The organism is Halobacillus sp. AWH4_228, from assembly GCF_056158365.1.
The window spans coordinates 1,667,178-1,680,461 of the sequence record NZ_JBSWTE010000001.1 but is presented as its reverse complement, the minus strand read 5'-3'; the positions used below and the strand labels follow the sequence as shown (position 1 = coordinate 1,680,461).

Annotated in this window: 12 protein-coding genes and 2 riboswitches; of the genes, 4 read left to right on the top strand and 8 right to left on the bottom strand. The window is 46.6% G+C overall.

The annotated features are described in order from the left end of the window. Nucleotides 1-265 precede the first annotated feature (265 nt). On the top strand, nucleotides 266-670 hold the full coding sequence (locus ACXADP_RS08375) for an SA1362 family protein (protein WP_474968970.1): 405 nt from the start codon (nucleotides 266-268) through the stop codon (nucleotides 668-670). An 11-nt stretch (nucleotides 671-681) separates the two neighbouring features. On the opposite strand, the gene ACXADP_RS08370 is transcribed toward ACXADP_RS08375, so the two are convergent. The 3 genes from ACXADP_RS08370 to ACXADP_RS08360 all read right to left on the bottom strand — a co-directional run bounded on the left by ACXADP_RS08370 (nucleotide 682) and on the right by ACXADP_RS08360 (nucleotide 4,875). After that, entirely contained in the window at nucleotides 682-1,572 is an 891-nt protein-coding gene (locus tag ACXADP_RS08370; RefSeq protein WP_474968971.1) for a patatin-like phospholipase family protein, read from the bottom strand. A gap of 141 nt (nucleotides 1,573-1,713) precedes the next feature. Then, nucleotides 1,714-2,145, bottom strand: coding sequence for a transcriptional regulator MntR (gene mntR / locus ACXADP_RS08365; RefSeq protein ID WP_027955423.1), 432 nt, complete (start codon nucleotides 2,143-2,145; stop codon nucleotides 1,714-1,716). A 159-nt stretch (nucleotides 2,146-2,304) separates the two neighbouring features. Beyond that, nucleotides 2,305-4,875 (bottom strand): vitamin B12-dependent ribonucleotide reductase, encoded by a 2,571-nt coding sequence (locus tag ACXADP_RS08360; RefSeq protein WP_474968972.1) that lies wholly within the window; start codon nucleotides 4,873-4,875, stop codon nucleotides 2,305-2,307. A gap of 371 nt (nucleotides 4,876-5,246) precedes the next feature. Between ACXADP_RS08360 and ACXADP_RS08355 the strand changes: the two genes are divergently transcribed. After that, the gene (locus ACXADP_RS08355) at nucleotides 5,247-5,627 is read left to right on the top strand and encodes a rhodanese-like domain-containing protein (protein WP_027955421.1); all 381 of its coding nucleotides are present in this window, start codon (nucleotides 5,247-5,249) and stop codon (nucleotides 5,625-5,627) included. Nucleotides 5,628-5,683: 56 nt separating this feature from the next. Here ACXADP_RS08355 and gcvPB read toward each other — a convergent pair whose 3' ends face one another. The 3 genes from gcvPB to gcvT are packed head-to-tail and all read right to left on the bottom strand — an operon-like array spanning nucleotide 5,684 to nucleotide 9,608. Then, complete coding sequence (gene gcvPB, locus ACXADP_RS08350; RefSeq protein WP_474971236.1) at nucleotides 5,684-7,144, bottom strand: aminomethyl-transferring glycine dehydrogenase subunit GcvPB; 1,461 nt, start codon at nucleotides 7,142-7,144, stop codon at nucleotides 5,684-5,686. Then, on the bottom strand, nucleotides 7,137-8,486 hold the full coding sequence (gene gcvPA / locus ACXADP_RS08345; RefSeq protein WP_474968974.1) for an aminomethyl-transferring glycine dehydrogenase subunit GcvPA: 1,350 nt from the start codon (nucleotides 8,484-8,486) through the stop codon (nucleotides 7,137-7,139). Before gcvPA ends, gcvPB begins: the two co-directional genes overlap by 8 nt. 21 nt (nucleotides 8,487-8,507) lie before the next feature. Further along, a complete protein-coding gene (gcvT, locus tag ACXADP_RS08340) occupies nucleotides 8,508-9,608 on the bottom strand; it encodes a glycine cleavage system aminomethyltransferase GcvT (RefSeq protein WP_474971235.1) in 1,101 nt (366 codons plus the stop codon). A 64-nt stretch (nucleotides 9,609-9,672) separates the two neighbouring features. Next, a riboswitch (glycine riboswitch) is annotated at nucleotides 9,673-9,760 on the bottom strand. Nucleotides 9,761-9,763: 3 nt separating this feature from the next. Further along, nucleotides 9,764-9,851: riboswitch (glycine riboswitch) on the bottom strand. 160 nt (nucleotides 9,852-10,011) lie between these two features. Between gcvT and ACXADP_RS08335 the strand changes: the two genes are divergently transcribed. Together ACXADP_RS08335 and ACXADP_RS08330 are read left to right on the top strand one after the other, a co-directional pair. Continuing rightward, complete coding sequence (locus tag ACXADP_RS08335; RefSeq protein ID WP_474968975.1) at nucleotides 10,012-11,655, top strand: DEAD/DEAH box helicase; 1,644 nt, start codon at nucleotides 10,012-10,014, stop codon at nucleotides 11,653-11,655. Then, a complete protein-coding gene (locus ACXADP_RS08330) occupies nucleotides 11,652-12,467 on the top strand; it encodes a YqhG family protein (RefSeq protein WP_474968976.1) in 816 nt (271 codons plus the stop codon). Before ACXADP_RS08335 ends, ACXADP_RS08330 begins: the two co-directional genes overlap by 4 nt. Before the next feature lie 15 nt (nucleotides 12,468-12,482). Here the strand turns inward: ACXADP_RS08330 and ACXADP_RS08325 are convergent, their stop codons facing one another. Together ACXADP_RS08325 and ACXADP_RS08320 are read right to left on the bottom strand one after the other, a co-directional pair. Then, entirely contained in the window at nucleotides 12,483-12,668 is a 186-nt protein-coding gene (locus tag ACXADP_RS08325; protein WP_474968977.1) for a YqzE family protein, read from the bottom strand. A 50-nt stretch (nucleotides 12,669-12,718) separates the two neighbouring features. After that, nucleotides 12,719-13,201: a shikimate kinase gene (locus tag ACXADP_RS08320; protein ID WP_474968978.1), complete on the bottom strand. Its 483-nt coding sequence runs from the start codon at nucleotides 13,199-13,201 to the stop codon at nucleotides 12,719-12,721. Nucleotides 13,202-13,284: the final 83 nt, after the last annotated feature.

The window sequence follows — 13,284 nt, the reverse complement described above, 5'->3', positions numbered from 1 at the left end:
TCTTCTCCATTTGTTGTAAAATAAAGGTCCAGACATACTTACCATGTTTCTAGTTTAGAGGTGACAGTCTAAAGGAAAGAAAAGAATAACCCCGAATCTTTCACCTGAACTTTGAGTATAAATACTGCATAAATTCATCTACTACGGAAACAATTGAAAATAGCACATACCCGCCACAGGAAATGTTGAAAAGTGTACAATCCAGGGTATATATAACTAAAAGATGTCGTACAGGTGACCTAATACTAGAAGGGAGGACATTGACATGCGTAACTGGATGACACCAGTCATGTACATTTTAATCGGGCTTGCCATTTTCTTTGTAGGCGTTCAGCTGTTTACCAATACATCAGGTTTCTTAACAAACATAGTGGTTATGATCGGGATGGCGGCTATCCTCTATGGAGCCATCTACTTCTTCTTCCTCCGCGGACGCGGATTTGGCGGGGGTTCCGGCAACCGCACAGAAATGAAAAAATACAAACAGGCCGTTAAACAATCCAAACAGAAATACAAACAGCCTGCACCGGTCGTCAAGAAAAGTCCGGCTGCGAAAACAGCGGTTAAATCCGCTCCGTTCACACGCAAAAAAAGCCGAAGAACAAACGGGCCGCAGCTCCGGGTCATTGAGGGAAATAAAAACAAAGACAAAAATCGAGCCTCTTTTTAAAAGGCTCGATTTTATTTTGTCCATCTTTTTAAAAATTCCAATGCATGCTGGCGTCCGTAATTCATCAAATGTTCTTTTTCCTCATTCGTCATATGAAAATCAGTGGTTTCTATGCCGCTTACCGGTATGAAAAGAATATCCTTACTGATGGATTTTGAAATGTAACGGGAGTCGTGAGCCCGCTGCATCGTTTTAAACAAGGCATGAAACATCTGGATGGCGTTTCTGATTTTCTGTTCAGGAAGCTTATCCGGCTCATCACTTAATTTTAAGCCGATTACTGGTCTCGTCCGGCATCCATCCTGCTTTTCCCATATCCACAATGGGAAATTACTAAGGACCCCTCCATCGACGATCACCGATTTCCCACGCTTTCCATGAATCTTCACAGGAATAAAGAAGTATGGAAGACTCGAGCTCATTCTTACAGCTTTTGCCACGGAAAATGTAGCGGGATCAATGCCATAAGTACTCTTCAAGTCATCGGGGAGGACGACGATTCTCCCTAAAGTAAGATCCGAACAGATGATCTTCAACGATCCGGGCCGGAGATCTGCGAACGTACGCACCCCTTTTTCCTCCAGCCACTGAGCCAGTACGGTTTCCATCTGCGCCCCGTTGTAAAGGCCGAGACGATAATAGAGGAACAGCCATTTCATAAAAGGGAAGACCCGGTCTGTCAGTGGAACATGGATCATCTCTCCAAAGGATATGGACATCAGACGGGATTTGATTTCCCCGGCTGTATACCCCGCTGCCGTTAATGCCGCCAGAATTGCTCCTGCAGAGGTACCGGCAACACGTCTGAACTCATAGCCCTGGCTCTGTAGTTCCTCGACGGCTCCTATAAAAGCGAGTGCCTTCACCCCGCCTCCGGAAAACACCCCATCTACTTTCACCACGCTTCACCCCGCTTTAATTCATTATAAACAGCGGGTCCACTAAATAGAACGCAGGTGGCAGAATTCCCCCTTCCTCATAACTTCCCGCCACGAGCCGGTTGGACATAAAAAAAAGACACGGACATCCGTGTCTCAGGCACTCTATTCGTTATTCTGGTCTTCGTTTTTCTTCTGCACTTCTCTCAAAGCTTCCACATACCCTTTATTCTCATCAAAGAACTGGACAAGGTCGCCGATACGGTCGATGGAATTCCAGCTCATATGGTGCTCAATACCTTCGACATCCTCATAGATGTTTTCCTTATCTACACCGATCAGTTCCAGGAACTGTTCCAGCAGCTCATGACGATACACCAGCCGCTTCCCGATTTTTTTCCCTTTCGGAGTCAAAATCAATCCCCTGTACTTTTCATAATTCAAATACTGGTCGCGATCGAGTTTCTGGACCATCTTCGTCACGGAAGACGGGTGAACATCCAGGTTCTCAGCAATATCCGAGACGCGGGCATAACCCTTTTCTTCAATGAGTATATAAATTTGCTCAATATAATCTTCCATGCTTGGTGTTGGCATGATGAACCTCCAATACCCTGTCTTTATGTAGATATAACGCTTGTGATCTGCTGATGACTACATAGAAAAATGATACACTAGTTTCTTATGTGATACAAGCAGCCGCTGTTTAACATAAAAAAACAGTCCTTCAGATTTGAAGGACTGTTTTTCTAGTTATTACAAACCGCACTTCAACTGAGCATTACAGTTGGTACATGTGTTACAGCCGCCGATGTCTTCCACGGTTCCTTGACGGCAGACCGGGCATGTGTCGCCGACTTCCGATCCAATCGTCACGTTCGTCTTATCCAGCTCATGAACGGTATCGACCAGGACAACACGTGGACGCTTGTCATCTTCAAACAGTTCCGTCTGCTCTCCATCAAAAGCGTTCTCCTCAGCTTTCAAAGTAAGCACCTGGCTGTCACGGCTCCCATCCACGTACACGGTACCACCTTTCGCACCGCCCCGGTACAGGCGCTGATAGACGCTTTCCACTTGTTCGACCGTATATCCTTTGGGTGCATTGACCGTCTTGGAAATACTGCTGTCGACCCAGCGCTGAATGACGCACTGTGTATCCGCATGAGCTTCCGGAGACATCGTCATCGCCGTCACAAACCATTCAGGAAGCTGCTCCGGATCCTGCTCTGGATGTGCATCCAGATACTCCTGAAGGATATCCGCCTTCACTTCAATAAACTTGCCTAAACGACCACTGCGGTAGTAGGAGAAGGAGAAGTATGGCTCAAGACCTGTACTTACTCCTACCATTGTTCCTGTACTTCCGGTTGGAGCTACAGTAAGCAGGTGGGAGTTACGGATTCCATAAGTCAGAACATCCTGCCGAATATCTTCCGGCATCTGCTTCATATACCCTGTCTGAATGAAGTTCTCACGAAGTTGTTGTGTTTCTTCATCCGTGGCTCCGACAAGGAACGGGAAGCTGCCTTTCTCCTTCGCGAGTTCAATGGATGCGCGGTAGGCTGTGACAGCGATCGTTTCGAAAATTTCATCCACCAGTTTGTTGCCTTCTTCTGAACCATAGGTTGTTTCACAATAGATCAGGAGATCATGGAGACCCATGACACCAAGGCCTACACGACGCTCACCAAGGGCCTGTACTTTATTTTCCTCCAGGAAGTAAGGAGTAGCATCAATCACGTTATCCTGCATACGGACACCACGTGTAACAGTTTGTGTAAGTTTTTCAAAATCGACCGTTTTATTTTCCTTATCCGCTACAGACGCCAGGTTTACGGCCGCCAGGTTACAGACGGAATATGGCGCAAGTGGCTGTTCCCCGCATGGATTGGTCGCAACGACCTTCTGTCCATAAGCTGTCGCATTTGTCTTTTCGTTGGCATTATCAATAAAGAAGATTCCCGGTTCTGCTGAATACGTCGCGCAGACATTAATCAGATTCCACAGCTCTTTCGCTTTAATGGATTTGTAGGCCCGCACACCGAAGCCGCGTTTTTCCCACTCGCGTACATCGCCGCTCTCATGCCATTCTTCATTATAGGCGTTCATTTCCTCTCCCGTGTAATTCTCTACATCAGGGAAACGAAGCTGGTATTCGTCATCATTTTCCACAGCTTCCATGAACTCATTCGTGATACAGACGGAAATATTGGCTCCTGTCAGGAATTCTGAATTATGAACGGAATACGTCCCGCCGAGGGCCAGTTTTTCCTGTGCTTCCTGCACGCTTTGATCTGTAAAACCACCCTGACCCTGAATGTGCTTGTAATTGACGACACTTTGATAAAGGTCTTTTTCCACTTCGGTCAACGGCGTGAATTTCAGCTTGTCCTTCGCCAGTTGTTTAATGTTTTCATCTTCCGTATTTTCAATAAGAAAACGGAGGATACGCGGGTTCTGCATCTTGGAAATAATGAATTCAAGAATGTCTGGATGCCAGTCTGCCAGCATGATCATCTGGGCACCACGTCTGGATCCCCCCTGCTCCACCAGGTGGGTCAGCTTAGCAATATCATCCAGCCATGAAACGGAACCGGATGATTTCCCATTCACCCCGCGGGCGAGCGTGTTCCTCGGGCGCAGGGTCGATCCGTTCGTCCCGACACCACCGCCACGGGACATGATTTCCATGACTTGTTTACGGTGATCCGAAATGCCTTCCCGTGAATCCTGGATATAAGGCATCACGTAGCAGTTGAAGTAGGTCACATCCGTATTGGAACCTGCTCCGTACAGCACACGGCCGGCAGGTATGAAATTCAGGCTGGATAACTCCTCGTAAAATTCCTCAAAGCTCTGCGCCTGTCTTTCCGGATCTGTTTCCACCTCTGAGAGTCCTGTCGCATTTCGTAAAGCAATTTGTTCATAATAAACTTCCAGCGGTTTATCGATGGTATCAAGATTTCTTTTAATGACGCCGGTCTCTCTTTCTTCCTCACGGTCGAGAACGTTCACGAACTCGTCTTCCACTTTTACAAACGCTTCGTGGGTCTGCCAGTCAACGGACTGAATGAAACCGAATCCGCGAGCCGGAAACTTCGGATCGTCTTTTACTGTAAGTACGACAAAATCCCCTTCGGACAACGTCAGCTTTTCTGTATCTTTAAACGCATAACGGTCGAGCATGACAAGCCTGGATACCCCTTTGTGGGTAATGGACATGTTGTCCGTTACCGGGTGGACCTGTGGGAACTGTTTGATATCGGCATTCAGCCGGTCTATGTTGATTTTTGTATGCACATCTTTAGAAGTTGTCGTCTGCATGTTCGCATCTCTCCCTTATCTTGAAAAAGCCAATTCCATAATTGATATATGTAACATACCACATATACAGATTTTTAATCAATATATTGTGTTTGTTTATTATTCGATCACCATATATTGTGTTATTGAACGAATGTGTTGAATTTTGTCAATCAGAAAATCGTAAGATACAGTTAGAAAAAAGCAGGGAATAAGAGGAAAGCACCTCTCATGTCTTTTTTTTTCGATTTTTCCTGTCTTGCATCTGTTAAATCGATATAATCCCCTCCAAAACGGCATTTTTTTCAGGCAGGAAGAAAAATTTTTTTGAAATACCCGCCCTTCCCTTCTATAATAGATAAAAGAATAGAGAAAACAGGGGGGAAATGAAAATGGAATTATGGATCTTACTCGGAGCACTTGTTCTACTTATTGCTTTCGGTTTGTATAGATTCTTCAAAACAAGAAAAATCTTGAACACGATATCTGAAGAAGAATTCCGTCAAGGTTACCGCAAAGCTCAGCTGATTGACGTCCGTGAACCGAAGGAATTTGACGGGGGTCACATCCTCGGAGCGAGAAATATTCCGCTCTCACAGCTGAACAACAGACTCGTGGAAATCCGCAAGGACAAACCCGTCTACTTGTACTGCCAGAGCGGCGCACGGTCTGCACGTGCGGCAATGACCCTTCATAAGAAGGGGTACAACGACCTGAACATGCTTGAAGGTGGCTTCAAGAAATGGACCGGCAAAATTAAGACGAAGAAATAACGAAAAATATCACAACACAGGAAAACCGGCTCCCCACGAAGGGGGCCGGTTTTTCTCTATTCCATCGGGTGGCGGAGAACAGGCTTCCTTGCTGCCTGGGTTTCATCCATCCGGCTGACAATCGTCGTATGAGGAGCTTCCTGAACCGTCTCCGGCTCATCTTCTGCTTCCTTGGCTATTTGAAGCATACGATCGATAAAGTCATCAAGAGTTTCCTTGGATTCCGTTTCCGTCGGCTCAATCATCAACGCTTCCTCCACATTGATCGGGAAATAGATCGTCGGCGGATGATAGCCGAAGTCAAGCAGGCGTTTAGCCATATCCAGTGTTCGTACGCCGAGTTTTTTCTGACGGCGGCCCGACAGAATGAATTCATGTTTACAGTGCCTGTCAAAAGGAAGATCGAATGCTTCCTGCAGTCTGCGCATCATATAGTTGGCATTCAAAACGGCGTATTCACTTACTTTTTTCAATCCCTCCGGTCCCATTGTGCGGATGTACGTATAGGCCCGCACATTGATTCCGAAATTCCCATAATAGGGCTTCACCCGGCCGATGGAACGTGGACGATCATCATCGAATCTGTACCAGCCGTCTTTTTTCGTAAGGATCGGCTTGGGAAGAAACGGCTCAAGCTCTGCCGTTACACCTACAGGACCTGATCCCGGACCACCGCCACCGTGAGGGCCTGTGAAAGTCTTATGCAGGTTCAAGTGGACAACATCAAAGCCCATGTCTCCCGGCCTTGCATACCCTAATACAGCATTCAGATTGGCGCCGTCGTAATACAGTCTGCCACCCGCTTCATGAACGATGGCCGCCATTTCCTCAATATCCTCTTCAAACAGACCAAGCGTGTTCGGGTTTGTCAGCATCAGTGCAGCTGTCTGATCGTCTACGACACGCTTCAGGTCTTCAAGGTCCACTAATCCCCGCTCGTCTGATTTTACCGTCACGGCTTCGAACCCAGCTACCGTAGCAGAGGCAGGGTTCGTACCGTGGGCCGAATCAGGCACAATGACTTTTGTCCGCTGATGATCACCATTAGCCTCATGGAAGGCACGAATCATCATAAGTCCTGTCCATTCGCCATGAGCACCTGCCGCAGGCTGAAGCGTGACGGTATCCATACCTGTAATTTCCGCGAGCGTTTCCTGAAGATCATACATGAGGTGGAGCGCCCCCTGAACCGTTTCCTCCGGCTGGTACGGATGGATATGGCTGAAGCCGGCCAGTCTGGCTACATCTTCATTCATTTTCGGATTGTATTTCATCGTACACGATCCAAGAGGATAAAACCCGGAGTCCACCCCGTGGTTACGTTTGGACAGACCTGTGTAATGCCGCATAATCTGCAGCTCGCTGACTTCCGGCAGATGAGGTGCGTCCTGTCTCACATACTTATCTTCAAACATCTCATCAATATCGGTATCCGGCACATTCAGTTCAGGAAGACTGAACCCAGTGCGGCTCTCCTGACTCAATTCAAAAATCAATGGAAAGTCTTGGTTAGCCATTCAAATCCCCCATTTCCCCTGCGAAGGTGTCGATTTCTTCTTTTGTACGGATTTCTGTAACCGCAATCAGCATACAGCCTGCCAGACGTTCATCTGTACGTCCAAGGTCATACCCACCAATAAATCCTTTCTCCAGAAGCTGCTGATTGATCTCTTTCACAGGCTTCTTCATGCGGATGACCAGTTCATTGAAAAAGGCTCCCTTATACAAAACTTCGATGCCCCGGGATTGAAGCTGTTGTTTCATGTATAACGTCTTCTTAATGTTCATCGCCGCCATCTTTTTCAATCCCTGCTTCCCTATGGACGACAAAGCGACCGAAGCAGCCAGTGCATTCAATGCCTGGTTGGAACATATGTTGGAAGTCGCCTTATCCCGGCGGATATGCTGTTCACGCGCTTGAAGGGTAAGGACGAAACCTCTGCGTCCACCCTCATCCACCGTCTGGCCCACTAGACGGCCGGGCACTTTTCTCATCAGTTTTTTCGTTGTTGCAAAATAACCGCAGTGCGGACCGCCATACTGGGCAGGGATTCCGAACACTTGAGCATCGCCGACGACAATATCAGAGCCAAACGCACCAGGCGGAGTCAAATACCCGAGCGCAAGCGGATTGCTTGAAGTAATCATCATCGCCTTTTTCTGCTTGTCTACGAGGTGGCGGATGGAATCAAGCGGCTCCACCTGACCGAAGAAATTAGGATATTGAACGACCACTCCAGCTGTATCTTCATCGAGGTGATGTTCCAGCTGTTCAAGGTCTGTCAAACCTTCCTTGTGGTCGATTTCGATGATTTCAACCCCCGGTCCCTTGGCGTAGGAATGAATCACAGCGAGAGATTCTGGATGGACTGCTTTGGATACAAGCACTTTTTTCTTTTTCGTCTGTCCAGCAGCAAGGTTAACGGCTTCGGCCAATGCTGTCCCGCCATCATACATAGAAGAGTTGGCGACATCCATGCCTGTCAATTCACAAATCATCGTTTGAAATTCAAAGATCGCCTGCAGCTCCCCCTGGGATATTTCCGGCTGATAAGGGGTGTAAGCCGTATAAAATTCAGACCTTGATATGACGTGGTCAACAATGGAAGGAATGTAATGATCATAAACCCCTGCTCCAAGAAATGACGTATGGGATTTGAGGTTGACGTTCCGATCGGCTGTATCCGCCAGTTCTTTCATCAACTGGTATTCATTTTTCGGCGGCTTAATATTTAAATCACCTTGAAACCTTACGCGTTCAGGAATATCAGCGAACAATTCTTCAGATGACTGGACACCGATGGTCTCAAGCATTTCTTTTTTATCTTTTTCCGTCATAGGCAAATATCGAAATTCCATTGTTCCATCCCCCTCAGGTATTTATCTTTTGTAGAAAGGTGTCGGGACGACCCTGGCCTTCAGGCGTCTCTTCCGAACCTGAACCGTTACTTCTGTCCCTTCCTCTGTATACGCACGGTTAAGTAGAGCGAGTCCGACATTTTTACCCAATGTCGGCGACTGGGTCCCTGTTGTTACAAAACCAATCTTCTCATCGCTGTCATAGACCTCATAATGAGTACGCGGAATACCTTTATCGAGCATTTCAATACCGACCAGCTTCCGCTCGGGCCCCTTTTTTTTCTGTTTAACGAGAGTTTCCTTCCCAATGAAATCCTCTTCCTTTTTTATTTTGACGGCAAAATTCAGACCGGCTTCAATCGGCGTAATATCACTGCTCAACTCCTGTCCGTAAAGAGCGAGGTTCGCTTCAAACCTGAGCGTATCTCTTGCACCGAGACCGATCGGACGCAGCCCTTCCGGCTCACCTGCTTTTAATAGAACCTGCCAGAGATCCGGCCCTGAAGCTGAAGGAAGGTAGATTTCAAATCCATCTTCCCCTGTGTAACCTGTGCGGGAAACAATGGCGCTGTCCTGCACTCCATCAAGGGAAACGCCCTGTTCAAATCGGAAAAACTTAATGGCGGACACATCGGTATCCGTGAGCTTTTGAAGAATCTTTTCTGCTTTTGGCCCTTGAACAGCCAGTTGAACATACGTATCAGAAACATCCCTCACAGACACATCGCCCTCGGCGTGACGTTGAAGCCATTCCAAATCCTTTTCCCTGTTCGCCGCATTGACGACTAACAGATACGTGTTTTCAGAAAGGTGGTAAACGATCAAATCATCAACCGTCCCTCCATTTTCATAGCACATAATCGTGTACTGTGCTTTTCCAGGGACGAGCTTTGAAGCATCGTTCGTCAGCATTTTCTGTAGAAAAGCCAGGCTGTCGGATCCTTCGATCATGATTTCCCCCATGTGAGACACATCAAAAAGACCAGCCGCATTTCTTGTCGCTGCATGCTCCTCTTTAATGCCGGAAAAATGCACCGGCAGATCCCAGCCTCCAAAATCAATGGTTTTCGCTCCAAGCTTTTCATACTCGGGATATAAAGGTGTTCGTTTCAATTCTGTCAATTCAACCACTCCTTTACGTCGTTCCGCCCATAAAAAAAGAGACTCCTCCGCTATGAGCGGGAGTCTCTGTCCGTGAACCAGAAAGTTTCACACCTGTGGAGGGTGTTTGCTTCTTGGGTGGTCCGCCCGTAGAAGGCAGACGCTCTCCAGAGCTGCGTCCTGCAGAGGTCTTTTTGCCTGAGAGATTCACAATTCTGCTTGCTCCTTCGGCGCCCTTACAAGGGTCTCTCCCTCTGCAGTCATTCGCGTTTGTATTTTCCTAGATTTTACCGGGCATACTATCGTGTAATGTATGGATGACACTTCATTTCCCGTTCATTATATCATGCGTGTCCGGCAAAGAACACGAAAATTCTACAACAATTCACAATCTTAAAATATCGGAATCCGGAGGGTTGTTTCCATGTTTACCATTCATCCAGATCAAACGTTCATCCACTCTCTGTCCAGCCATCTTGACCAATCGGAACATCTGGCCTCCTGGGAAGGATTTAAACTGGCCTACCAGGCTGCCCAATTCAAAACCGTGCCGGAATTCGGAGGTCTGCTGGCACTTGATCACCTTCCTCATGTAGACTTTATGGATCATCAGATAGAAGCCGCGGAAACCGTCGTTCATCACATGAACGGCCGTGCGATTCTGGCTGATGAGGTCGGACTCGGAAAGACATTGGAAGCCGGGCTGATTTTAAAAGAATACATGATTCGAGGCCGAGCTGAAAAAGTGCTCATTCTTACTCCTGCATCCCTCGTTAATCAGTGGATTCAGGAATTGAATGAAAAATTCTACATCCAGGCTGCATCCCCGAGAAAAAAGCAGGCGTCCTGGAAAGAGTGGGATGTTGCGGTTACATCCATTGATATGGCTAAAAGGGACCATCACAGAGAAGAGATTCTTTCCCAGGAATACGATTTTATCATCATTGATGAAGCCCATAAGCTGAAGAACCATCAAACGAAGAATTATCAGTTTGTCCAGTCTTTAAAAAAGACCTACTGCCTTCTTCTCACAGCCACCCCCATCCAGAATAAGCTGAGTGATTTATTTAACCTTGTATCCATCCTGAAGCCCGGATATTTAGGAAACCTGACGGACTTTAAAAAGAAATATCAAAAGCATGCCCGGGAAGAAGAGCATATCCAGCATATTCACTCCCTTGTCGGTCAGCTGATGATCCGCAACCGCAGAAAAGATACAGGGCTTGATTCCTCTAAACGCAGGGTGAGGAATGAAAGACTGACATTTACAAATGAAGAAGCCGAACTATATCAATCCCTTGAACAGTTAAAAGCTGATCATCCTTCGTTCACATGGCTGACCCTGGCCAAAGAACTGTGTTCTTCAAGGGAAGCCTGTTACATGTCTCTAACCCAATTGAAGAAGAAAGCCCCACCTGAAAGACAAGCGGTTTATGATGATTTCATCGAGGCGCTCGGCCGGCTTCCCCACCATATTAAAGCTGAACGTATGGTGGATCTGATAAAGGAAAAAGATGAGAAATTCATCGTTTTCACCGAATACAGAGCCACCCAGTTTTACCTGCAGTGGTATTTACAGCAGCATGGAATCACATCTGTTCCATTCAGCGGGAAATTTAATAAGAGCAAACGTGACTGGATGAAACAGCTTTTTCAAAACAAAGCACAAGTGATGGTCGCTACAGAAGCAGGCGGAGAGGGCATCAACCTCCAGTTCTGCCACCATATGATCAACTATGATCTCCCCTGGAATCCGATGCGTCTTGAGCAGCGCATTGGAAGAATTCATCGTTTCGGACAAAAATATGATGTGAATATTTATAATTTTGCTGTAGAAAACACGATTGAGGACCACATTATGAAGATGTTGTATGAAAAAATTGAGGTCTTTAAGAATGCGGTCGGAGATCTGGATCACATTCTCGAGCAGATTCCCGGCGGGACGTTTGAGCAGCAGATACAGTCGATTGTCAAACAGTCCGAAAGTCAGGGGGAAATGGACATTAAGTTAAAAAATCTTGTCAGTTACGTTGAACATACGGTTAATGAAAGGAGAGAATCGAGTTGAGTGTTCTCCACCCCTACGCTGCATTTGTTGAACATTTTTTCGCTGCCTATAATTGTCCGGTTCTTGAAAAAGGCCCCACTCATTTCACCGTCCAGTTGACGAGTGAAATGGATGAAGAAATCATGAACCGCCCCTTTTACTGGCACTATATGAAAAAGATGAACCGCGAAGGCGAACCGATGCGCCTCACGTTCACCCAGACCGATGGCAGTCAGAAACAAGGCATCTACCTTCATGCCGGAACACCTAAACTGCATGCCCTCTATCAAACAGCCATCAATAAAGGAAAGACTGCCCGGCTGTATGAGCGCATCCCGCCGGAGAATGCAGGTCATACAGCTGTAAGTCCGTGGCTTGTCGTCAACTTCCTGCTGCATTACCGCGGGAAACAGGCACGGGATGAACCACTTTCCATCGGATTGAATCTCATTCATGGAACGATGATGTTAAAGATGATGGAAAAACTGGAAACGGTCCCGTTCGGAAACACTGTATCAGACTATACGTTCCCCATGACGCCTGTCATTTCACTTTCCAACGCATACAGACGGATGGAAAAGCACGTGGAGACGTATATTTCATCACAAAATAATCAATGGGCGGTGGAATCACATCAGCATTTACAAAGAGAAACAGCGCTGCTTGAATCCTTTTATGCGTCGGAAGACATCGATCTCGAATCGTTTACGAAAGAACGTGACCAGATGGATACCCGCTATAAGCCCTGCATTAAGCTTGAAGTGGTCAATGGTGGTTTGTTTTATATTTCTCAGGAAACAAGTGCTCCGTGGATCCATCAAAAAAGCCGCTGATGAACAGCGGCTTTTTTAATGATGGGAGATGTTCCGTTTCCTTTTGAACATGCGTATAGCAAGAGGAATTAATCCAAACCAGTAAACAGACGATTTCTTTGAAGGTTTTTCCCGCTTTCTCTGTTTCTTTTCTTCTTTGGACAGCTGCATGTATTTGACCATTTCCTCCGTCAAAAACTTCACATAGTCATTTTGGTTCATAAAATCCCCTCTTTTAAGCATCAATTACAAATAGTATGCCCGGGAATTCATCATTTTAGACGTGCGGCAATCTCCTCAGCAATGACTTCTGGAGCTTTATCGTCCACGACAACCACGTAATGAGCGGCTTCCTTATAAAGGGTAAGCCTGTCTTCAAAACGCTGCTTTTTCTCCGATTCATCCCCTGACCATAACGGCCGGGATGTATCATTTTTCAATCGACGCACAATGGTGTCCCATCCGGCATGAAGGTAGATCACGGTACCCTCCCGCATCATCTCACGGTTCTCCTTGGACAATATGACACCACCTCCGGTGGAAACAACGGCTTCATCCTCTAAGCCTCGCAGAAAATCCCGTTCTTTTTCCCTGAAATAGCCTTCGCCATGCTGAGCAAACATTTCCGGGATAGTCATCCCCTCCTGCTTTTCGATACTTTCATCCATTTCTATGCAGGAGCACTGTAGTTTCTCTGCAAGCCTTGAAGCGATGGTTGATTTTCCACTTCCCATAAAACCAATTAAATAAATCATTTTGTTCCCCTTTCCTATTTTCATGCAGGATATTTTCACTTTATGTCGAATACTTCTATTTAACCACGATATAAATGAGGTGA

Excerpts from the sequence above, each read along its gene's own strand:
- ACXADP_RS08375 (WP_474968970.1), top strand. The coding sequence starts at position 266 with ATGCGTAACTGGATGACACCAGTCATGTACATTTTAATCGGGCTTGCC.
- mntR (WP_027955423.1), bottom strand. The coding sequence starts at position 2,145 with ATGCCAACACCAAGCATGGAAGATTATATTGAGCAAATTTATATACTC.
- ACXADP_RS08360 (WP_474968972.1), bottom strand. The coding sequence starts at position 4,875 with ATGCAGACGACAACTTCTAAAGATGTGCATACAAAAATCAACATAGAC.
- ACXADP_RS08355 (WP_027955421.1), top strand. The coding sequence starts at position 5,247 with ATGGAATTATGGATCTTACTCGGAGCACTTGTTCTACTTATTGCTTTC.
- gcvPB (WP_474971236.1), bottom strand. The coding sequence starts at position 7,144 with ATGGCTAACCAAGACTTTCCATTGATTTTTGAATTGAGTCAGGAGAGC.
- gcvPA (WP_474968974.1), bottom strand. The coding sequence starts at position 8,486 with ATGGAATTTCGATATTTGCCTATGACGGAAAAAGATAAAAAAGAAATG.
- ACXADP_RS08335 (WP_474968975.1), top strand. The coding sequence starts at position 10,012 with ATGTTTACCATTCATCCAGATCAAACGTTCATCCACTCTCTGTCCAGC.
- ACXADP_RS08325 (WP_474968977.1), bottom strand. The coding sequence starts at position 12,668 with ATGAACCAAAATGACTATGTGAAGTTTTTGACGGAGGAAATGGTCAAA.
- ACXADP_RS08320 (WP_474968978.1), bottom strand. The coding sequence starts at position 13,201 with ATGATTTATTTAATTGGTTTTATGGGAAGTGGAAAATCAACCATCGCT.